Annotated in this window: 17 protein-coding genes; 9 read left to right on the forward strand and 8 right to left on the reverse strand. The window is 68.9% G+C overall.

Translation table 11 applies throughout. From position 1 onward, the window contains the following. Positions 1–196 precede the first annotated feature (196 nt). A complete protein-coding gene (locus DL991_RS22560; protein ID WP_125786335.1) occupies positions 197–1,780 on the forward strand; it encodes a substrate-binding and VWA domain-containing protein in 1,584 nt (527 codons plus the stop codon). Between the two features lie 8 nt (positions 1,781–1,788). Beyond that, positions 1,789–3,534, forward strand: coding sequence for a hypothetical protein (locus tag DL991_RS22565; RefSeq protein WP_125786390.1), 1,746 nt, complete (start codon positions 1,789–1,791; stop codon positions 3,532–3,534). Here DL991_RS22565 and DL991_RS22570 read toward each other — a convergent pair. Further along, the gene (locus DL991_RS22570) at positions 3,528–4,232 is read right to left on the reverse strand and encodes a class I SAM-dependent methyltransferase (protein WP_125786336.1); all 705 of its coding nucleotides are present in this window, start codon (positions 4,230–4,232) and stop codon (positions 3,528–3,530) included. The genes DL991_RS22565 and DL991_RS22570 overlap by 7 nt on opposite strands. Before the next feature lie 39 nt (positions 4,233–4,271). Between DL991_RS22570 and DL991_RS22575 the strand changes: the two genes are divergently transcribed. Beyond that, a complete protein-coding gene (locus DL991_RS22575) occupies positions 4,272–8,207 on the forward strand; it encodes an alpha-(1->3)-arabinofuranosyltransferase (protein WP_125786337.1) in 3,936 nt (1,311 codons plus the stop codon). A 200-nt stretch (positions 8,208–8,407) separates the two neighbouring features. Then, positions 8,408–9,340: a hypothetical protein gene (locus DL991_RS22580; RefSeq protein WP_233598939.1), complete on the forward strand. Its 933-nt coding sequence runs from the start codon at positions 8,408–8,410 to the stop codon at positions 9,338–9,340. On the opposite strand, the gene DL991_RS22585 is transcribed toward DL991_RS22580, so the two are convergent. After that, positions 9,264–10,463, reverse strand: coding sequence for a lipopolysaccharide biosynthesis protein (locus DL991_RS22585; RefSeq protein ID WP_125786338.1), 1,200 nt, complete (start codon positions 10,461–10,463; stop codon positions 9,264–9,266). The genes DL991_RS22580 and DL991_RS22585 overlap by 77 nt on opposite strands. Before the next feature lie 68 nt (positions 10,464–10,531). On the opposite strand from DL991_RS22585, the gene DL991_RS22590 reads away from it, so the two are divergent. Both DL991_RS22590 and DL991_RS22595 read left to right on the forward strand, forming a co-directional pair. Further along, a complete protein-coding gene (locus DL991_RS22590; RefSeq protein WP_125786339.1) occupies positions 10,532–12,223 on the forward strand; it encodes a hypothetical protein in 1,692 nt (563 codons plus the stop codon). A gap of 3 nt (positions 12,224–12,226) precedes the next feature. Further along, complete coding sequence (locus DL991_RS22595) at positions 12,227–12,406, forward strand: hypothetical protein (protein ID WP_125786340.1); 180 nt, start codon at positions 12,227–12,229, stop codon at positions 12,404–12,406. Between the two features lie 925 nt (positions 12,407–13,331). Here the strand turns inward: DL991_RS22595 and DL991_RS22600 are convergent. Continuing rightward, positions 13,332–14,564, reverse strand: coding sequence for a glycosyltransferase family 4 protein (locus DL991_RS22600; RefSeq protein ID WP_125786391.1), 1,233 nt, complete (start codon positions 14,562–14,564; stop codon positions 13,332–13,334). 163 nt (positions 14,565–14,727) lie between these two features. On the opposite strand from DL991_RS22600, the gene DL991_RS22605 reads away from it, so the two are divergent. Further along, positions 14,728–15,423: a bifunctional 2-polyprenyl-6-hydroxyphenol methylase/3-demethylubiquinol 3-O-methyltransferase UbiG gene (locus DL991_RS22605; protein ID WP_125786392.1), complete on the forward strand. Its 696-nt coding sequence runs from the start codon at positions 14,728–14,730 to the stop codon at positions 15,421–15,423. Here the strand turns inward: DL991_RS22605 and DL991_RS22610 are convergent. Further along, positions 15,420–16,454 (reverse strand): DUF3068 domain-containing protein, encoded by a 1,035-nt coding sequence (locus DL991_RS22610; protein WP_158632671.1) that lies wholly within the window; start codon positions 16,452–16,454, stop codon positions 15,420–15,422. The genes DL991_RS22605 and DL991_RS22610 overlap by 4 nt on opposite strands. Before the next feature lie 236 nt (positions 16,455–16,690). On the opposite strand from DL991_RS22610, the gene DL991_RS22615 reads away from it, so the two are divergent. After that, the gene (locus DL991_RS22615; protein ID WP_125786342.1) at positions 16,691–17,074 is read left to right on the forward strand and encodes a hypothetical protein; all 384 of its coding nucleotides are present in this window, start codon (positions 16,691–16,693) and stop codon (positions 17,072–17,074) included. Here the strand turns inward: DL991_RS22615 and DL991_RS22620 are convergent. Beyond that, entirely contained in the window at positions 17,071–18,246 is a 1,176-nt protein-coding gene (locus DL991_RS22620) for a CdaR family transcriptional regulator (RefSeq protein ID WP_125786343.1), read from the reverse strand. The genes DL991_RS22615 and DL991_RS22620 overlap by 4 nt on opposite strands. Before the next feature lie 60 nt (positions 18,247–18,306). Beyond that, positions 18,307–18,741 (reverse strand): MarR family winged helix-turn-helix transcriptional regulator, encoded by a 435-nt coding sequence (locus tag DL991_RS22625; protein WP_125786344.1) that lies wholly within the window; start codon positions 18,739–18,741, stop codon positions 18,307–18,309. Positions 18,742–18,778: 37 nt separating this feature from the next. Between DL991_RS22625 and DL991_RS22630 the strand changes: the two genes are divergently transcribed. After that, the gene (locus DL991_RS22630) at positions 18,779–19,300 is read left to right on the forward strand and encodes a hypothetical protein (RefSeq protein WP_125786345.1); all 522 of its coding nucleotides are present in this window, start codon (positions 18,779–18,781) and stop codon (positions 19,298–19,300) included. On the opposite strand, the gene DL991_RS22635 is transcribed toward DL991_RS22630, so the two are convergent. After that, complete coding sequence (locus tag DL991_RS22635) at positions 19,290–20,060, reverse strand: hypothetical protein (RefSeq protein WP_125786346.1); 771 nt, start codon at positions 20,058–20,060, stop codon at positions 19,290–19,292. The two genes, DL991_RS22630 and DL991_RS22635, sit on opposite strands and share 11 nt — an antisense overlap. 94 nt (positions 20,061–20,154) lie before the next feature. Next, the gene (locus DL991_RS22640) at positions 20,155–20,844 is read right to left on the reverse strand and encodes a sigma-70 family RNA polymerase sigma factor (protein WP_125786347.1); all 690 of its coding nucleotides are present in this window, start codon (positions 20,842–20,844) and stop codon (positions 20,155–20,157) included. Positions 20,845–20,965 lie beyond the last annotated feature (121 nt).

Genomic DNA, 20,965 nt, shown 5'->3' on the forward strand with positions numbered 1-20,965 from the left:
GGCCGAACTCGCGTGATTGGAGGCGTAACTCGCGAGTTACGCCTCCAATCACGCGAGTTACGTGTCTGATCACGCGAGTCACGGTTCGGTTAGGCCGTTCGCCGCAGCGGGAGGCGCTAAGTTACCCGAGGGTTGACGTTCGCGGGCGGATTGGGCAACATCCCAGGTCCTCACCCCGCACCTCGGAGGCATGCACATGCAGGTAGGTCCGAGGCGTGGCGGGCGTTTCACCGCGCCCGTCGTCGTCTTGAGCCTCTTGCTGGTGATCGCGCTGGGTGCCTGGTGGGGCGTGGATTACCTCCGGGCCCGGTTGGCGGACAACGGTTGTGACGCGTTGACGCCGGTCGAGATCACCGCCGCCCCCGACGTGGCGCCGGTGCTCACACGGCTCGCGCAGACCGTGCCGCAGGAAGAATGCTTCAGTGTCAACGTGACCGCGAGCGAGTCGGCCGCGACCGCCGACCTGCTCGGGACCACCACCTCCGGCGGGCCCGACGTCTGGATCCCCGAGTCGAGCACGATGTTGTCGCAGGCCAGGGACGCCGGCGCGTGGAACCTGCCGGAATCCGGTCAGTCGGTGGCGAACTCACCGGTGGTGCTGGGACTTCCCGACGAAACCGCGCGGCGGTTCGGCTGGCCGGGGAAAGCTCCTTCCTGGCAAGAGATCCTCGACGGCTCACCGGTCGGCTTCCCCGACCCGGCGCGCGATCCGCTGGGTGTCGGCACCTTGCTCGCCCTGCGGAAGCTGACCGAGAAGGAGCCCGATCCGGCCGCGGCCCTCACCGCCGTCATGCGGAAACTGAACCCCGCCCCCGGCCAGGCCCCGGCCGCCTTTCCCGCCACCGAACAATCCGTACTGGCGCGGAATCTGGTGGCGGCGTATCCGGGTGTCCCGGTGCAGGGGTTCGACTACCCGTATGTCGTGCTGCCCAAGGCGTCCGAAGCGTCGAGGAGCGCGGCGGAACGTTTTTTGCGGCTGTTGCTGGATCCGCTCGCCGGCGGCATCTTCGCCGACGCGGGATTCCGTGCGCCCACCGGACAGTTCGCCGTGCCGCGAGCGCGGGACGGCCGGACCGATCCGGCGCCGCATCCGGCGGGTGCCCCGCCCGCGACCGAGCTGTATGCCGTACTGCAGGCTTGGGCGGGGACGAACCTGAGCGCCCGTGTCCAGGTGCTGCTCGACGTCTCCGGTTCGATGGCCGCCGCCGTGCCGGGCACCGGGAAGAGCCGGATGGACCTCACGTTGCAGGCCGCGACGCAGGGACTCGGACTGTTCAAACCCACCACGGAACTGGGCTTGTGGCTGTTCTCGACCAAATTGGACGGTGACAAGGACCATCGCGTCCTGCTGCCGATGAAGACGATCGCCGAACAGAAGAGTTCGGGCGGTGTCGGGCAGTTGCAGGCCGTGCGGCCGAAAGCCGGTGGGGCGACAGGGCTCTACGATTCGATCCTCGCCGCGTACCAGAACGCCAGGCAGAACTGGAAACCCGGCCGGATCAACCTGGTCGTCGTCCTCACCGACGGGCGCAACGAAGACAGCGAGACGATCGGGCTGCCGCGGTTGCTGGAAGAGCTGGGCAAGCTCCAGGACCCGCGGAAACCGTTGCCGGTCATCGGGATCGGCATCGGGCCGGACATCGACGCGTCCGAACTACGCCAGGTTTCCACCGCCACCGGCGGCGATTCGTTCACCACCCCCGATCCGCGGAAGATCTCGGACGTCTTCTACCAGGCGCTGAGCAAGATCATGTGCCAGCCGCCGATCTGCAAGAATTGAGGCAGGACTTGCTCGTCCGGGGGAAGAGACCTTCGCCGGTCACGCTCGCCGCGTTCGTCGCGGGTGTGGTCCCGTTCGTCCTGCACGCGTGGGCCGCGCTGCGCGGCAGCCTCGCGCAAGACGACTTCGTGATCACCTACCACGCCGCGAAGTCGGGCCCGTTCGACTTCGGTTATTTCTTCCAGGACTACCACGGCCACCTCGCGCCGGGCGGATTCCTGCTCGCCGACGTGCAGACCGCGTGGGCGCCGCTGGACTTCGCCGTGCTGATGGCACCGGTCCTGCTGATGCAGGCGGCGGCCTCGGTACTGCTGTGGGCGGTACTGGTGCGCTGTTTCGGCCGCCGGTGGGGGATTCTCGTCCCGTTCACGATGTTCACGACGTCGACCTTGCTGCTCGTCCCGACGCTGTGGTGGGCGTACGCGATCCAGATCGCGCCCGTGCTGCTGGCCGCCACCGCCGCGCTGCACGCGCACGTGCGGTACCTCGCCGACGGCGGGCGCTGGGCGATCGCCACCGTGGCCTGGACCGTGTTCGGGCTGGCCTTCTACGAAAAGGCCGTGTTCATCCCGGTGCTGATCGCCGGGATCACCGTGCTGCTCGGGATTTCCCTGCGCCGCCACCTCGTGCTGATGGGTGTCCTCGCCGCCGTCCTGGCGGGCTATGCCGTCGTTTTCCTGGCCTTGACGACGAGCCAGGTCGGGCAGGGCGGCGGCGCGGTCACCGTCGGCACGGTCGCGGACATGACGGGCCGGATGCTCGGCGACACCCTGCTCCCTGGACTCGTGGGCGGCCCCTGGTCGGGACCGGGTCCTGGTGCGACGTTCGCCGCTTCTCCCGTGGTGGTACGGATTCTGCTGCTGCTCGTGGCCGTCGGCGTGTTGTTCGCCGGGGTTCGCGTTGGCGGGCTCCGGGCCAGGAAGGCGTGGATCCTGCTGGGCCTGGTGTTCGTCGCGGACATCGGGCTTTCGGCGGCCACCCGGCTCGCCGAGGTCGGTCCCGAACTGGGCAGCGATCCCCGCTACGTCGCCGATCTCGCGCTCGTCGTCGTGCTGTGTCTCGCTTTCGCCTTCCTGGAGCCGAAACCGTTGGACCGGCCTGCGGATCCCGAGCCGTCCACGGCGAAACGGCCGCTGGCCCTGGTGTTGTGCCTTGCCCTGATCGCGAGTTCCGCCGTGGGGTTCTCCCGGCTGGCGCCCGGACTGCGGTTCGACCACTCCCGGGAGTTCCTCGCGAACGCGCGGGCCTCGATCGAACGGGATCCCGATCTCGTCCTGTACGACACCGTGGTGCCGAACGACATCCTGCACGGCTGGTTCGGCGAGAACGCCCGCACCTCCCGGGTGGTGGGCCTGATCCCCGGCGCTCTGTTCGACCAGCCGACGAGCCGGATGTCCCTTTTGGACGATACCGGCACCGCGAGGACGATCGTCGGCGTGGAACCGGTTTCCCGTGGCCTGCCAGGCCCGGTGGCGGGCTGCGGCTACACCGTCGGCGAGCAACTGGTCCGGGTTCCTTTGGACACCCCGGTTCTCGGCCGCCACCTGCTGCGGATCGACTATTTCACCTCGGACGGCGGTGAAGGTTTCGTCGACCGCGACGGGGTGCGCGTGCCGGTCTGGTTCCAGCCCGGCCTGCACACGATGTACCTGCCGATCGAGGGCTTGTTCGACAAGATCGGCTTTCAGCTGTCCGCCAAGGGTGCTCCCGTCTGTCTCGCGAAGGTCGACGTCGGCAAGCCGCTCACTCAGTAGGGGTCGTACGGGCTGTCGTGGCCGAAGATCTTCGCCACCGGCGCCAGCCGGAGCCGTAGCAGGATCTTGATCCCGACGTTGCGGATGAACCACGGCAACTGGGCGATCACGCGCAGCCTGTCCTTCGCCGACGGCGGGGCGAGCCGGAACCGGGCCATCGAAGTCGCGCGGTCGAGATAGGTGTAACGCCGTCCGAAGAGGACTTTCGCGATCGTGCCCAAGGTGACGCCGATCGACGAAAAGCAGTCGTGGACCAGGATTTCCCCACCGGCGGCCAGGTTTTCCGACCAGCGAAGGTCGTCGGTGTAGGTCCAGTAGTCGTGTTTGCCGTCGATGTAGAGCAACTGGATCGGGCGGTCCCAGCGCGGCCGGAGCTTCGTGCTGTACTCCGCCACGAGTTCCACGACGTCCTCGACGCCCGCCTTTCTCAGGTTGGCCTCGAATCGTTGGCGTGTCGGCGATCCGCCGAACAGGCGGCCGTCGACGAACGGGTCGACGGCGACCACCCGTGCGCCGACCGTGCGGGCGGCACTGGCGAGCACGATCGTCGAACGGCCCTGGTGGCTGCCGATTTCGACGATGAGGTCGCCCTTGTCCAGGCGGCACGCCGCGGTCCACAAGGCCAGGCCCTGCTCCCGCGTCATCCAGCCCTTGACGGGTTCGGCGAGCGACCACGCTTCTTCGAAACCGTCTGTCATAGGCGCATAGTAGCCACGTTTCCGCCTAGTATCTACCGGATGGTAACCCCCGGGGCGCTGGTGAAACGACCCAGCACGTGGATCGTGCTGGCGCTCACCGTGCTGTCCTTTGTGCAGCGTCCCGGCAGGACGACCTTCGACACGAAACTGGACCTCGCGGTGGATCCGCTCGCCTTCCTCGGCCGGGCGCTGCACCTGTGGAATCCCCAGGCGACGGCGGGGGAGTTGCAGAACCAGGCGTACGGCTACCTGTTCCCGATGGGGCCGTTCTTCGCCCTGTGCCAGGCGGTCGGGATGCCGGTGTGGATCGCGCAGCGATTGTGGTGCGCGATCCTGCTCTCGGTCGCGTTCGGTGGCGCGCTCCTGGTGGCCCGCGCGCTGAAAATAGGGAACGAACGGACTCGGCTGATCGGAGCAGTCGGTTACGCCCTCGCGCCGAGGATGGTCACCGAAATCGGTTCGCTGTCCTCGGAGATGCTGCCCGCCGTCCTGCTGCCGTGGGTGCTGCTGCCGCTGATCCTCGCCGACCGCGTCGGCTCGCCACGTCGAGCCGCCGGGTTGTCGGCGCTCGCCGTGCTGTGCATGGGCGGGATCAACGGCGCGATGGTCGTGATGGCGCTCGTGCTGCCCGGGTTGTGGCTGCTGACCAGGAAATGGCGAAGTACGCACGTCGAACTCGTCATCTGGTGGTTCGTCTTCGTCGCAGGCGTGATGCTGTGGTGGATCCTGCCGCTGGTCCTGCTCGGCCAGTACAGCCTGCCGTTCCTCGACTACATCGAATCCGCGACGAACACCACGGCGCCGATGTCGTTGTTCGAGGTATTGCGCGGCACGAACCAGTGGGTCGCCTATGTCGTGCAGGGCACGCCGTGGTGGCCGTCGGGCTGGGCGCTGGTCGACAATCCCGTGCTGATGGCGGCGACCGGGCTGGTGGCCGCGGTCGGGCTGTTCGGCCTCGCGCGGCGCGGCCTGCCCGAGCGGCGGTTCCTGGTGCTCGGCGTCTTGACCGGGCTGACGCTGCTGACCGTCGGCTATGTCGGGACGCTCGACAGCCCGCTGGCGGAACCCGTCCGGCAGCTGCTCGACGGCCCGCTCGCGCCACTGCGGAACGTGCACAAGTTCGAGCCGGTGCTGCGGCTGCCGTTGATGCTGGCCTTCGTCCACGGCATCACGAGTGCCGCGCCGGCACTACGCCGCCATCTGCGGCCCGCGCTGGGCGCCCTGCTGGTCGTGGCGATGGCCGCACCGGTGTGGCTGCTGATGTTGCGGCCGGGGCCTGGCTGGGACGAGGTGCCGGGATACTGGTACGACGCGATGGGCCATGTCGCCAAGACCGACGCGACGGCGCGTACGTTGCTGCTGCCCGCGACCGGCTTCGGCGAGTACGACTGGGGCCGCACCGTGGACGAACCGGCGCAGGCCATCGCGGACAGCCCGTGGGCGGTGCGCAACCAGGTCCCGCTGGGCTCGGAGGGCAACACCCGCCTGATGGACTCGATCGACGCGGCGTTGGCCGACGGTAGAGGAGATCCTGGGCTCGCCGCTCTGCTCGCGCGGTCGGGCTACCGGTTCCTGGTGCTGCGCGGCGACATCGACCGCGCCAAGGTCGGCGCGCCCGATTTCACGACGTTGCGCGCCGGGCTGGCGGGATCGCCGGGGATCGAGAAGTCGGCCCAGTTCGGGCCGCTGGAGATCTTCGAGGTGAAACGGCCCGTTCCGCTCGTCACCGCGACGTCCGCGAAGGACGTCCCGACGGTGAGCGGTGGCCCGGAGAACCTGTTGCCGTTGATGAACTCCGGACAGCTCGATCCCGGTACGCCGACGGTGCTGACCGGGGACGGCGGCTCGCCGACCGGGCCGAGGCTGGTCACCGACGGGCTGCGCCGCGCCGAACGCAACGTCGGCGGGGTGCGGGACAACCTGAGCCAGACGCTGACCGCCGGGGAATCGCCGCGTCAGCAACGAGCCGCGCTCGACGTGCTGCCGTTCCCCGGCGAGCAGCACCAGACCGTGGCCGCGTACCGGGGGATCCGCTCGGTGAACGCGTCGACGGCGGCGTCGTTCGCGGACGCGTTCGGTGGTTCGGATCCGAGCCATCAGCCGTTCGCCGCGTTGGACGGGGATCCCCGCACCGCTTGGCATTCGTCGAGCTTCACCGGCCCGATCGGCCAATGGCTCGAAGTCGAACTGGACACCCCGAGGCTGGTGAACACGGTCGACGTCGCGATGGTCGACGACATCCGGGTCGGCTGGCCCGCCACCCGGATCCGGATCACCACGGACAACGGTTCCGTCGATCACCAGGTCGTCCGGGGCGAGGGGGCGCACTCCTATCCGGCGCCGCCGGGGGTGACGCGCAAGGTGCGGATCACGTTGCTGTCGCTCGTGGTCGGCAGGCAGGACGGCAACGTCGGGATCTCGGAGCTGAAGATCCCCGGCGTCGACCCGCAACGCGCGCTCGAAGTCCCCGCGGACCTGTCCGCCGGTGCGGCGCCGGGCTTCGCGTTCACGCGGGGCCAGCAGCCGAGGTACGCGTGTGTGCCGGACGGCGAGCACGTCCGCTGTGACGCCGACGCGGCCCGCGACGGTGAAGAACCGGACGGGATCCGGCGGTTGTTCTCCACGGCGTCGCAGAATGCTTACGAGTTCGGCGGCACCGTGCTGCCCGCCGGTGGTGGCCGGGTTCCGGTGGCCTTGCCGGGCGTGCGGGTGTCCGCGACGTCGCAACTGGGCGGGGATCCTTCGGCGAGCGCGTTCGCCGCGGTGGACGGGAATCCGGCGACTACGTGGCTGCCCGACATCACCGACTTGCGGCCGACGTTGACCCTGGAGTGGGCGAAACCCCAGACCATCTCCGGTATCCGCGTCGCCGCCGATCCACGCGCGCCCGCACGGCTGGAGCTGACGACGCCGACTTCGAGCCGCTCCGTGGAACTCGACGCCTCCGGCGCGGCGACGTTCCCGCCGCTGGAGACGTCACAGCTGAAGATCGCGTTCGCCGGTCTCGACGACGACCAGCGCACCCGGAACTCGCTGGGCATCGGGAGCCTGTCCCTGACCGGTGCCGAACTTCCCGCTCCGGACTCGGAATTCACGGTGCCCTGCGGATCGGGCCCGAACGTCCACTTGAACGGCTTCGACTACGACACGTCCGTCCGCGGCACCCTCGCCGACTACCTCGCGCACCGGCCGCTGACGCTGTCCGCGTGCCCCGACTCCGCCGGCGGCGTCGACCTGGCGGCGGGCGGACACGAACTGCGTACCGACCGGTCCGAGTCCTTTGTGGTCCAGGATCTGTGGCTCAAACCCGCCGGGCAGGCTGTTTCGCCCGCCGCGCATCGCGCCGTCACCGTGGACTCCTGGGACGCGACGTCCCGGACGGTCACCGTGGCGGGCGGCGACGAGTCCATTTTGGCCGTCCCGGAGAACGCCAACGCGGGCTGGACCGCGTCACTGAACGGGACTCCGCTGGTGAAGACGCGCGTCGACGGCTGGCAGCAGGCGTGGATCCTGCCCGCGGGCTCGGGCGGCATCGTCCGACTCGAGTTCACGCCGGACTGGAAATACCGATCCGGCCTGCTCATCGGCGCGATCGCGATCCTGGCCGTACTGATCGGCGTACTGTGGCCGGTCCGCCGGCGCCGCGTCTCCGTCGAGGCGGGTTCCGGTGTCGTCGTCCCCGTGGTCCTCATCGGACTGCTGGCCGTCCTCGGCGGAATGCTGCCGATCGTGCTACTGATCGCCGTCCTGCTGGCCCGCCAGTTCAGCGAACGCGCGCCGCGGTACCTCGCTTTCGGCGGGATGGTCGCGGGCACCCTCGTCGCGGTGGTGGGGCGGCTGCTGGGGCACGGGCAGGAGTGGGCCTACGGTCCGGTGACGCAGGCTTCGCTGCTGTTGGCGGCGGCGGCGGTGGTGGCGATGTGTGTGCCTTGGTTCGCGGGACCGTCACCGGAGCCCGAAGGTGACAAAGCGTGAGGGGTGTGTGGAAATAGGGACGTTGAGTGTCCCTATTTCCACACACCCCCGCTTGAACGGACCGGTCACGACGTGAATCGACGGTTTCTGTCGGTGCCCGGGCGCAAGCTGATCAAGTGCGAAGAGGGGAGTGGGCTCAGCACCCACTGTTGACGAAGGGCCCGGCCGTTGTCGGGGTCAAGCGGCTCGAAGAGCTCGGTGTGCCCAGACGAACGATCTGGCGCCGGTGCGAAGCCGGTGGTCTCTGGCGGATGCTGCTGCCGGGTGTCGTGCTGCTCGGAAACGGCGAGCCGACCGAAGAACACCGGATCGAGGCGAGCCTGCTCCACGCCCGTGAAGGTTCGGTCCTCACCGGTGTGCCCGCGCTCAGGCGTTATGGCCTGCGAAATCTCCCGGATTCCGATGACGTGCACGTGCTGGTGCCCGCCGGACGGGCGATCGCCAGTATCGGCTTCGTCCGTATCGAACGAACGCGACGCTTGCCCACGCCAAGGATCAGAGCCGGTGTCCCCACGGCTCCCGTGCCGCGGGCGGTGATCGACGCGGCACGCCGAACCCCGGACCTCGACGCGATCGTGGCGATGATGGCCGAAGCGGTGCAAGAACGGCATTGCCTGCCGCGGGCGCTCGCCATCGAGATCGACGAACGGTCCCGAATCGACGGGAGACTACTGCGGGCACTGGCGCCGATCTGGGCCGGCGCGCATTCGGTCGCCGAGGCCGATGCGTGGAACCTGTGGGCGCGTTCGGGGCTTCCGGAGTTCCAGTGGAATGTGAAGGTCTTCGACGCGTCCGGCCGGTTCGTCGCGAAGCCGGACGGTTGGTGCGACGAGGTCGGGTTCGCCTGGGAAATCGATTCCCTCGGCTATCACTCGGAGGGCGACCACTTCCGGGCGACCCTCGCACGAAACGCTCGCTATGCCGCTGCCGGGATCGTCGTTCTCCAGACGTTGCCGTCCCGGCTGCGATCCGAACCCGACGTGGTCCTCACCGAACTCAGAGCGGCGTTCGAAAGCGCCCAACGGCGTCCGCGTCCCAAAATCCACACAGTGCCCCTCAAGTCCGACGCGACCGCCACTCCAGAACGGCGCCGGAAAGTGCCAAACCCCCGGCACAGCAAGCCGCGACAGTGACCACCTGGACCGCCGAAGAGTGCAGCCAAGCGGTCACCAGCACCGTCTCCACCACCACCGTCGTCCACATCAGCACGGTCACCCGCCGGTCGCCGGCGGCGAGGCGGGAGAACAGCAGGATCTGGACCAGCGCGAGCATCGAGCCGGCGAGGGCGAACGGCCAGACCGGCATGGTGCTGGCGGCGTAGCCGGGGCCGCCGATGAAGGAGAGCAAGCGTGGACCGGCGACCACCGAGACGAGGAGTACGACGGCGTCGAGGGCGGCGCAGACGGCAAGGGCGGCGGGCAGGATGCGGCGCCGGTCGTCGCCGTTCGCGAAGCGGGGGAGCACCAGGACACCGACGGCTTGGGGGAGCCAGTAGGCGATTTTCGTGACGATCGCGCCGAGCGCGTACTCGCCCGCCTCGTTCGCGGGGAGGGTGTGGCGCGCCAGTACCAGGTCGAGGTTCACCAGCAGGACCAGCGCCAGCATCGCCTGCGCCGCGTGCAGGACCTCGCCCGCGTGCCAGCCCGCCTTCCGCGGTCGTTGCCGTCCACAGAGGAGCCAGCCGCAGAAGATCACCAGGTACGAGCCGATCGCGGTGCCTGCCAGCGCGCCGGTGGCGTCGCCGCCGATCAGCAGTCCGAGCAGCGAGCCGCCGACCTTGCCCGCGCCTTCGAGTGACATGAGCCCGGCCAGGCGGGCGAACCGGCCGCTGCCCTGCAGCAGACCGTGGAAGAGGCCGAGCAGCGTCAGCGGTCCGAGTGTGACGGCGAGCAGCAGCGCGGGCACGACGGAATCCAGGTGCAGCACGAAGACCAGCACCGGCGCCAGCAGCAGGCCGATGGCCGCGACGATGGCGCTCGTCGTGAGGCCCAACGCCAGTAGCGTTCCCGAGTCTTGAGGCTTGCGAGCGACGCGCAGGGCGACCACGGTTTGCAGGCCCATCGCGGGTACGACGCCGATCACCAGTACCGCCAGCAGTGAACTCAGTTCACCGAACGCGCTCGGCGCGAGCAGCCGGGCGGCGATGATGCTCAGCGCGTAGGCACCGGCGTTGTTGGCCGCCAGCGCGAGCGAAACGAGGATCGCCGCGACACGCTTGTCGGTTCTGGTCTGGTCGACCTCGACGTCTAAGCTCAACGGCGCTCCTATTACCGGCGAGTAATCGAGCGACCATAACCGCGATCGGCGCGGAAAGGAAAGGGCAGTTGGACGCACGGCGTGAACGTCTCGTCCTGGCCGCGGTGTCGGCGGGGCTCGCGTCGCTGGTGTTCCTGCCGGTGCTCGGGCGCGGCTTCGTCCTGAGCTACGACATGGTGTTCGCCCAGCGTCAGTCGCTGGTCCCGGACGCATTGGGCCTCGGTTCCGCTCTGCCTCGTTCCGTCCCCGCCGACGCCGTGATCGCGCTCGCGACAGCGGTGATTCCCGGCGATGTGGTGCAGAAAATCGTCCTGCTGCTTTCGCTCTTCGTAGCGGCATATGGCGCAGCACGGCTGGTGCCGACGGAGCAACTCGGTACGCGGATCGTCGCCGCCACCGCATATGCGTGGACGGCCTATTTCGCGGAACGGTTGTTCATCGGGCATTGGCCGCTCCTGCTCACCTACGCCTGCCTCCCGTGGATCGCGCGCGCCGCGCTTTCCCTGCGCCGGGACGAGTCGAGAGCGCTCGCGCGGCTGGTGCTCGCCTGCGCCCCCGCGGTGCTCACCCCGCCGGGCGGTGTACTGGCCGCGCTCACGGCGATCGTCCTGGCCGGGCCTCGGAAACTCGGCCACACCCTCGGTCTCGCCGTCGTGCTCAACCTGCCGTGGCTCGTGCCGACATTCCTGCACGACGGCGGCACGTTGTCCGACCCAGCCGGAGTTGCCGCGTTCAGTGCCCGCGCCGAAAGCTGGGGCCCGGCGATCCTGAGCGTGCTCGGGCTCGGCGGCATCTGGAACGGCGACGTCGTCCCCGGCAGCCGGGGCGCGCCGATGGCCCCGGTACTGATCCTCGTCACGGTCGCCGTGGCGCTGACCGGGATCCGTCCCCTGGTACGAAGGTGGGGGACGCCGCCCGCGAGAGCGTTGGTGCTGCTGGGAGTTCTCGGTGTCGTGCTCGCCGCGCTGGCGACGCTGCCGTTCGGCGAACCCGTGCTGTCCTGGGCGATGGGGCACGTTCCCGGCGCGGGACTGCTGCGGGACGCGCAGAAATGGGTGGCGTGGTGGGCCCTTCCGGTCGCGCTCGGGTTCGCGCTCGCGGCCGAAGCCGCCGCGACACGTCTGCGGACCGGCGCTGCGCGCGGGGCGCTCATCGTGGCGGCCGCGCTCTTTCCCTTGCTCACCATGCCCGATCTCGCCTGGGGCGGCTGGGGGCGGATCGAAGCGGTGCCCTACCCGGAGGACTGGAACGCCGTCCACCGGGTGCTGGCGGAAGACGACCGCCCCGGCGACGTCGTCGCGCTTCCACTGTCCACGTTCCGGAGTTTCGCCTGGAACGACCACCGGACCCAATTGGACCCGGCGCCGCGCGCACTGCCCGAAACCGTTCTCGTCGACGACACGTTGCGGGTCGGCGGCGAGGAGATCTCCGGCGAGGATTCCAGAATGGACCGTGTCCGCGCCGCGAAGTCGCCCGAGGACCTGTCCGCGGCCGGAATCGGCTGGATCCTGGTCGAACACGGGACGTCGGGACGGGTCGACGCGCGGTTGCTGACCGGCGCGGAACGGGTGTGGTCCGGTGACTGGCTCACGCTTTACCGCACTCCCGGTGAGCCCGCCGTGACCGAGACGCGATCACCGATCCCCGTGGTGCTGGCAAACGGAGTAGCACTGCTCTCGATCGCCGCCGCACTGTTGTGCCTCAAGTTACCGGTGCGTACATTGAGCCGACGCAGGAATTCCCTGCCGCGGAAGGAGTAGGTCTTGGGTACCCTCATCGGCGCGGCCGCCGCCGTCATCATCGGGCTCGCAACGGCCGCGGGCGGGAGTTACGCGCTGACGAACACCGCCGATCCGGACGCCGCACCCCAGGTGCAGGCGAAGATCAAGGAGCAGTTCAACCCGAATTCGAGCCCGGAGCACATCATTTACGGCAACCGCTGAGCCGGTGTCCCAGCTCGCCTCCGACCACGCCGGCCGGGTCGTCGGGCTCTACGGCGACCCCACCGTTTCCTGGAGCATTCTCCTGGAAGCGAAGCTGTCTTCGATGCTGACACCGGAAGAGGCGCGGATGCGGCTGGCGGGCGCCGTCGGGGAACGGCCATGGCTCGGGGCCGCTCCCCACGTCGAAGCCGTTGCCGGTGAAGAACTTCCGGCGATCCGTGATCGCTTCGCCGAGGCGTCGTACGAACGCGGCGCGCCGTTGCTTCGCGTCGCCGTCGGCGTCGACGAACCCGTCGTGCTGATCGCCGCGCACCACGGCGCGCTCGACGGTCTCGGCCTGCTCGCCGTCCTCGGCCTGGCCCTCGACATCCCGATCTCGTCCGCCGCCAAGGGCATCGGCGCGCGTACGGCGGATCGATCCTTTCTCACGTCGGCCTTCCAGCGGCTCGCTGAAGCGCTTTTCGCGCCACCGGCCAGGATCACCCCGGAACGGGCCGAAAGTGGCTCAGGAGACGTGTTCAGTGCCCGGATTCTCCCTCGCGCGCGCCTGGGATCCGCGGCCTTCACGGCGGCCGCCGCGAACCTGACCGAGACGTGGAACGCCCGGCACGGTGAGGAGACCGCCAGGGTGGTGGCCGCGGTGGGTGCCTCCTGTCGGGGCGGCGCCGCCCCGGAACCCGAGCACGACAGCGCGTTCTTCCGGTTGCGGGTCGGCCGCGAGCCCTCGGTCGCCGAAGTGGGCGCGCTGCTGGCCACTCAGCCGCCGGAACCCGATTTCCCCGCCCGCAGCAGCAGAATCGCCCGGCTGGGCACCCGGCTGCTGGCGGGCAGGCTCGGGTCGACCTATCTGGTTTCCAACCTCGGCGTCGTTTCGGCGGCGGACGCGGTCACCTCGATCGCGTTCTATCCCGCCGCCAGCGGCCGCTCAGGCGTGGCGTTCGGCGCGGCGACCGTCGGCGAGACGAGCACCGTCACCGTGCGCGCACGCCGCAAGGACTTCGACGACGCCGCCGCGGCCGGGCTGGCCGACGGAATCGTGGAAGCCTTGCGGGATCAGGACCCTGGGATGGGGGATGGCCACCCCGGCCACGTCGCGCACGAGTGATTCGAATCGGTGCACGCTGTGCTCCCAGTCGAACAGGCCCGCCCAGGTGACCCCCGCCCGGCCCATTTCGTTCCGGCGCGCCTGATCGGCGAGCAGCCCGTCCACCCGCGCGGTGAAATCGGCGAAGTCGTCGGCCAGCAGGCCGGTCTTGCCCTCCACGATGGATTCGGCCACCCCGCCTGCCGCCCGGTAGGCCACCGACGGCACGCCGTGCGCGGCGGCCTCCATGATGACGATTCCCCAGCCTTCCTTGACCGACGGGCACAGGTGCAGCCAGGACCGTTCCAGGATCTCGTGTTTCTCGTTCTCGTCCACCCAGCCGTGCAGCCGCACGCGGTCTTCGACGCCGCGGTCGCGCGCGTGTTCGCGCAGAACCTCTTCCCACGGGCCCTGGCCGACGATCTCGAGCCGCAGTGTCGGCCAGCGCGTGCTCAGTTCCGCGACGACGTCGATCGCGTGCTCGATCCGCTTGTGCGGCACCAGCCTGCTGACGGCGACCAGTGTCGGTTCGGGGGCCCGGACGGCTTTGACGCGTGGGGGAGTGTCCAAACCGTTGGGTACCACGGTGATGCGTGAGCCTTCGATGCCGAGGCCGGCGAGTTCGCCCTTGGTGATCTCGGAAACCGTGACGTAGCGGCAGTGCCGGAACAGCCACGGCGCCAGCCGGGACTCGATCCACCAGCCGATCCGGCCCACTGTCTCGCCGAGCGCGCTGATCCACTGTTCCTTGTGGACGTGGTGCACCAGCACGAGAACCGGGCAGCCCGCCACGAGCCTGGCGAAGAACGGCATCCCGTTCTGGACGTCGACGACGAGGTCGGCGTGCGCGTTCCGGATCGCCCGGAGTGCGTGCGGGTACACGCCGAACTTGTTGCCGCGGCGGCGATAGCGGACGCCGTCGCGCCATTCGCCCGCGTTCGCGCCCGGGTACGCCGCGCACTGGATTTCGACTCGGTATCCGGCTTTGGCGAGTCCCTCCGCCATCCGCTCGACGTACCGCTCGGAGCCGCCGCCTTCCGGATGGCCGGTGTCGCGCCAGTTGACGAGCAGCACACGTGGCCGTTCCATCGTGGTTCTCCCAACCTGTTAGCGACAATGCTAGGTTACCGGTGCGTACACGGTAGATGAATCATTCTCGGAAAGCGATGGTTCGATGGTCGGTAATCGGTCGGTGACCCGTTCGGCGATGCCTCATCGCGCCACCTTGCGCAGATCGGTGACGTTGTTCCGGGCTTTTCTCACCGAACAGACGGATCCGGACGGTTTCTACTCGGTGCTCGCCGAGGACTCCGTCCGGCAATTGGCGCAGCACACTCCGTTGAACGGCCGAACCATCGTCGACGTCGGCGGCGGGCCGGGCTATTTCTCGGACGCGTTCCGCGCCGCCGGAGCCACCTACCTGGGCATAGACCCCGACGTCGGAGAGCTCACGGCGCGGGGAGAGGCCGGGGAGAACATGGTCCGCGGCAGCGGGACGAAACTGCCGGTGCGCACCGGATCCGTGGACGTCTGCTATTCGTCGAACGTCCTCGAACACGTTTCCGAACCGGAGGTCATGCTGGCCGAGATGTGCCGGGTGACCAAACCGGGAGGGACGGTTTTCGCCTCGTTCACACCCTGGTATTCGCCGTGGGGCGGTCACGAGACGGCACCGTGGCATTTCCTCGGTGGACACTACGCTCGGCGGCGTTATCTCGAAAAGAACGGGAAGGAGCCGAAGAACAAATTCGGCGAGAGTCTGTTCGCTTTTTCGGCAGGCGCGGCCGTCCGGTGGGGGAAGGCCACGCCGCTCGCCGATCTTCAGGAGGTGTACCCGCGTTACCACCCCTCCTGGGCCCAATGGATCGCGCGTGTCCCCGGGGTACGGGAGGTCGCGTCGTGGAATCTGGTGTTGGTGCTGCGTAAGCCTTAGTGGCGCGAAGGCGTCGGGCGCCGCTTCACCAGCAGGAAGACTCCGAGCGCGAGGAAGGCCGCGCCGGCGACCCCGAGCACGATCGGCCCGGTGCTCCCGATGAAGTCCAGCTTGCCCTTGTTCTCGCCGACCTGCTTGACCATCGCGTCGACGGTCGCGTCGGTGAAGGTCAGCGTGCCGTCGAAGACCACGGTGGGCGTGGGGTTCGCGGCCGACCGCAGTTCCTGGTGTGAGCGCTGTTCCTGCTTGACCTGGATCCCGGTCACCGGCTCGATCCAGCTGGTGATGGTGCCCGCGTAGAACTGACCCGCCTCGACGGAGTCACCGGTGGCGCCGATGAGCGAGCCCGGCACCTTCTTCGTCGAGATCTTCGTGGTGGGGATCTCCTGGACGAACTTGTAGACCTCGACGCCCTTGATGTCCTCGACGCCCTTGAACCGGGCCTGGACGGCTCGGCCGGTGTTGTCGTCGTAGACCTGGTAGTCCTTCTGCTCGGTGTCGAAGGGGAACTTGAAGTTCAGGCCGGGCTGCGGCTTGTACTCCTGGATCTCCTCGGGCTTCTCGCCCTCCTTCTCGGGCTTGTCCTTGAGCTTGGTGACGAAGCTGCTGTTGGCCGAGCACTTCGCCTCCTGGTCACCACCCGGCGGCATGTAGCCCTCCGCGGTGCGACGGTCGAAGCAGACCTGCCGCTTGCTGGCGCTGACCACGGTCTGGTCGCTGGTGTCGACGACCGAGACGGCCAGCAGCCAGACGGCGACGTCCGTACCCTCACGCATCTCCGGCGGCGCGAAGTTCGCCGCCACGCGGGCGGTCGCCTTCAGCTTGGCGTTGTCGCGGATCTCCGTGACGGTCTTGCCGCCTTCGGTCTTCACGGCGAGCACCTTGGACGCGGTGCCTTCGAGGACCGACGTCGATTCCTGGTTCAGTGGCACCTTGGCGAGTTCGGGTTTCACGTAGGTCGGCAGCAACACCGCGCCGGCGATGGAGAACACCCCTAGGGCCAAGAAGATCAGGCTCAACGCACGTCGCAACGGTCCTCCTGGTGGAACCATGGAAAATCCACATTACCCATCGGTAATCAGTCGCCAGATACTGGCCCGCCCGCAGGTCAGCGTCAAAGGTGTGACCGGCGGTCACAGGCACCGCGTGCGGCCGGAAGGTGGTACCGGCGCCGCCATTCGGCCCAGGCAGCCAAACATGTTTGTTCCCGGGAACAACGTGAGCGGGACCACCATCGGACGACTTCCGGTGCGTGGAAAGGAACTTTGTGCCGCAGGACCCGAACGATTCCCGCGTGCTGGACATCGGCGCGTACTCGGATTCGATCACCGATGTCGAGCTTCGTGACGCCGTCGCGGACGTCGCGACGTTGCTTTCGTTGCACGGCAACGTGATCCGTGACCTCGACGCCAGGAGGTCACGGTGGCGGCCGGGGCGGCGGTCCCCGCATCCCGACATCGTCCTGTCCGCGGCCGGGCGCCGTCCACAGTGGACGAGATCCGCGAATCCCGAAGTGACCCTGCCGGTCGCCACGACCGCGCGCGGCCGCACGCTCGCGGTGCGGCTCACCGCGCGGCCCGGTCTCGGGCACACGCTGCTGGACCTCGCGAGGATCATCGACGCCGACATGGCGCCGGAGAGAAGGGGCTAGCCGTCGTCCGCCAGGCGGACCGCCTCCAGCGCGACGTAGAGCTCCCCGACGTCGACCGGGTCCGACAGGTCGCGTCTGGTCAGCTCCTGCACCCGGCGCAGCCGGTACCGGACGGTGTTCGGGTGGACGATCAGCCGGTCCGCGGCCTCCTTGGCCGAGCCGTGCCCGGCGAACCACGCGACCAGCGTGTCGAGCAGGACCTGTCGTTCGGGTTTGGGCAGCACCAGGAGCCCGGCCAGCACGGAGCGCACGACGTCCCGAGACATCTCCGGCGCGCTCGCGACCAGGGTGGTGACCGGCGAGTCGCCGAAGACGGCGACACCGGCGGCGCCGGCGGCCAGCGACCGGCGGGCGATCCTGGCCCGGTGCACCGCGTCCGGCACCTCGAGGAAGCCGTTGAACGGCCTGCTCATCCCCACCGCCAGCGGCAGGGTGCCCAGGACGTCACGCAGCCGCCGGACGTCTTCGACGCGGTCGATCACGACCAGTCCGATTTCGGCGCCGGGTCGCCAGGCCGACTTCCAGCGTCGCGCCCGCAGCAGCGCTTCGACGCCGGGCCGTTCCTTCGGCTCGACGGGCTCGGTCACGACGGCGACGAACGTACCCGCCGCCGGAAGATCGAGTTCCTTGACGGCGTTTTCGAGTTCCGCCTGGGTGGCGAAGCGGCCCTGCAGCAGGCCATCGAGCAGCACGAGCTTCTCGTGCGAGAGTTCGCCCGCGACCTCGTTGTACGCGGTGGTCAGCGCGTCGGAGTAGAGGTCGATGGTCTTCCATACGCCTGCGTTGATCTCCACCGTGCGGGCCGGGTTGATGAACCCGGGGCCCGCCAGCTCCACCAGGCGTTCGTAGACGAAGATCCCGCCGATCCGGAACGCGCGGAGCACGGATGGCAGCGGGATACCCTGTCTGGCCTGCGCCAGCCCGGTCTTGCGGGCCGCGTCGAGCGGTAGCCCGCGCCCCTCGACGAGTGCGGTCAGCGCCCGCTCGAGATTCGCCCGGCAGACCTTGCGCAACTCTTCCGGCGCGGTGCTGTCCACCTGGTGGTAGAACTCGTCCTCGTCGCTGAGCAGCCGGGCGAGGCGGTCGCTGAACTCGGGTAGCCGGGTGAGCATCGCCTGCATGAGCGCGCGCTGCTCCCGGGGTGCGGGAGTAGCGAGAGCTTCGTTGCCCATCCGTCAACTCTAACCCGATCGAGTGGCCGCTTTTTATCACGATGCGACGAAAGGGCGGATTCAGGAGCTGAGCGCGGCTGACAACCTGCGCAGTGTGTCGCGGGCCTGCCGCAGCTCCTCGGGGTTGACGCCGCTGTCGTGGAGCACGTCGTGCCGGGATTCGCTCGCGTCCCACAGCCGTTGCAGCAGTCGTGCGCCCTCGGGCGTGATGGCGTACAGGGACGAGCGGCGATGCGAAGGATTCGGCTCCACGCTCAGGTGACCGGCCTCGGTGAGGTCGTCCACGACGCGCTGCACGGCTTGGCGGACCTGGCCGAGCCGTCGTGCGATGGCGGGGACGGCTCGGGGTTCTTCGGACACCGTGCTCAGCACATGCCAGCGGGCCACCGTCGTGCCCAGCCCGGCCGCCTCCCGCTCGCTGACGCGGCGGCTCAGCCCCGCGAGTTCGTAGACGTCGGCGATCAGCAGCCGGTAGTCGCGGACGAGGTCGGTCATATTTGACAGCATACTGTCAAATGGTCATTCTGGCCGCATGGACGTCACCGAACGGATCGCCGCCGTCTTCACCGCCTCGGGACCGCGCCCCGAACTCGCCGGACGGCTCGGTGTGTTCGAGCCGCTGATCGGCAGCTGGGACCTGGTCGTGCACAACTACGCGGAGGACGGCGGTGTGCGGACCGTCGACGGCGAATGGCATTTCGGCTGGGCGCTCGACGGCCGCGCGCTGGCCGACGTGTGGATCAGTCCGGCGCGGGCGAGCAGGGTCGACGGCGTGGACGGCGAGTGGGGGATGAGCCTGCGCTTCTACGACGAGAAGATCGACGCGTTCCGGTCGACCTGGCTCGGTCCCGGCAACGGCTGGGTGATCCCGTTCCTCGGCAAGCGGACGGATGACGGCTTCGAGATCGAGGCCGACACCGACGGCGTCCGGCGCCGGTGGATCTTCTCCGAGCTGACCGCCGCGAGTTTCTCCTGGCGTGCGGAAGAAACGCTGCCGGACGAGGACCCCTTCGTCCGGCAGCGTTTCGAGGCCACTCGCGCGATCAGTGGTTGATCTTGAACCAAGGCTGCGACCAGCCGAGGTAGGTGTAGTTCCACGCGTTCTTGATCTCCGAGATCGTGGTCTCGGTGAAGCTGCCGGGGCCGTGGATGTCGTTCGACAGGAACTTGCCGCCGCCGATGGAGATCATCGTGTGCCCGGTGCCGCCGTTGCTGAAGAAGGCGAGCCCGCCCGCGGGGACCTGGGTGTCACCGGGGTGCTTGTACGAACCCGGGATCTGGGTCCAGTGCACGTAGGCCGTTTCCGAGCCGCTCGCGGTCCAGCCGTAGGCCCACGAGTTGATCCGGTCGCACCAGCGGTAGTAGTCGGGATCGTTGTTGGTGTGCACGTGTGCCTTCGCCCACGCGACGGCTTCGGCGCAGGTCCTCGGGTTGCCGGTGCCCGCGGTGGAGCAGGAGAGGGTGCTCCCGGCGCAGTCCGGCGCGACCCGGCCGTCGGAGCCGGTGTAGACGTAGGCGTCGCTGATGTAGCCGCCCTTGGACGGCACGTAGTCCCAGATGTCGGTGGTGCCGTACTTGCCGGTCACCGTCGAGCCGTTGATCTGGCAGTCGATCGTGACGGCGGTGCCGCTCGCGACGGTGCCGACCGAACTCGCGCCGGTGCTCGGGCTCGACCGCACGGTCACCGCCACCCCGGAGTCGGTGTTCACCGTGCCCGTCGCCGCCAGCGCCTCGCCCGCACCGCCGAACATGATCGCCCCGGTCAGTGCGATCGTGCCGACGGCACCTCTGGCGATCCTCGATCGGATCTTCATCTCTGTCCTCCAGTGGTTCCCCTGATAGGGGGACAGGATGCAAGACGCTCGTACAAGCGGCGTACAAGGAATCGAGTGTCCGAAGTGGACTGTTCTATGCCGGGACGAGCTCCGGTGCGGGGATTTGTCCGATGATCGGGACATCGCCGGCGTAACGGGCGTTCCGCTCGGTGAGCAGCACCCGCAACCGAGTGAGCGCCCGGAATTGGGCCGCGCGGACCGCTCCGGCACTCGGGAGGCCGAGCCGTTCGGCCGTCTCCTCGGCCGAAAGGCCGAACACGAACCGGAGGGCGATCACCTCCCGGTGCGGCATCGGCAGTCTCGCCAGCAGGGTCCCGGCCTGCAACCGATGCTCCAGCCGTTCGATCTCGTCCGGGTCGCGGCGGGCCCAGAACGTCAGCCCGTCGGCGATCTCCGAGACCGAGGCGACCGGTTCGCGGGACCGGCGCCGATGGAGGTCGGCGACCTTGTGCCCGGCGATCCCGAGGACGAACGCGAGGAACCGGTCCGGGCGATACCGGTAGCGGGGCAAGGCGATCAGCACCGCCTGCAACACCTCCTGCGCGCAGTCCTGTGCGTCAGAGGCACCCGTTCCGGCGCTCCCGACCTTGCCCGCGCAATAACGGAACACGTGCGGGGAAAGGAAACGGAGCAGTTCCCGGACCGCGTCCGGATCACCGGCGACGGCCGCCCGGACCAATCTGCTGTCCGGATTGGGCAATCGGCCTGCCGTGGCGGCGGCGCGGGAGTCCGCGGGTACCGTCGAGGGCGCTACCTCGTCCAAGTCTGCACTCCTGGTTCAGGGGAAGTGGCCGCGAAGGTGCGCCCGTCATCGGGGACTGGGACTTCGTGCGCGATGGTCCAGCTTGCCGTTCCGCGCGGGGGTTGTCCACACGACGGGCCGG

Origin of the sequence: Amycolatopsis sp. WAC 01375, from assembly GCF_003947325.1 — a bacterium.
Lineage (GTDB): Bacteria > Actinomycetota > Actinomycetes > Mycobacteriales > Pseudonocardiaceae > Amycolatopsis.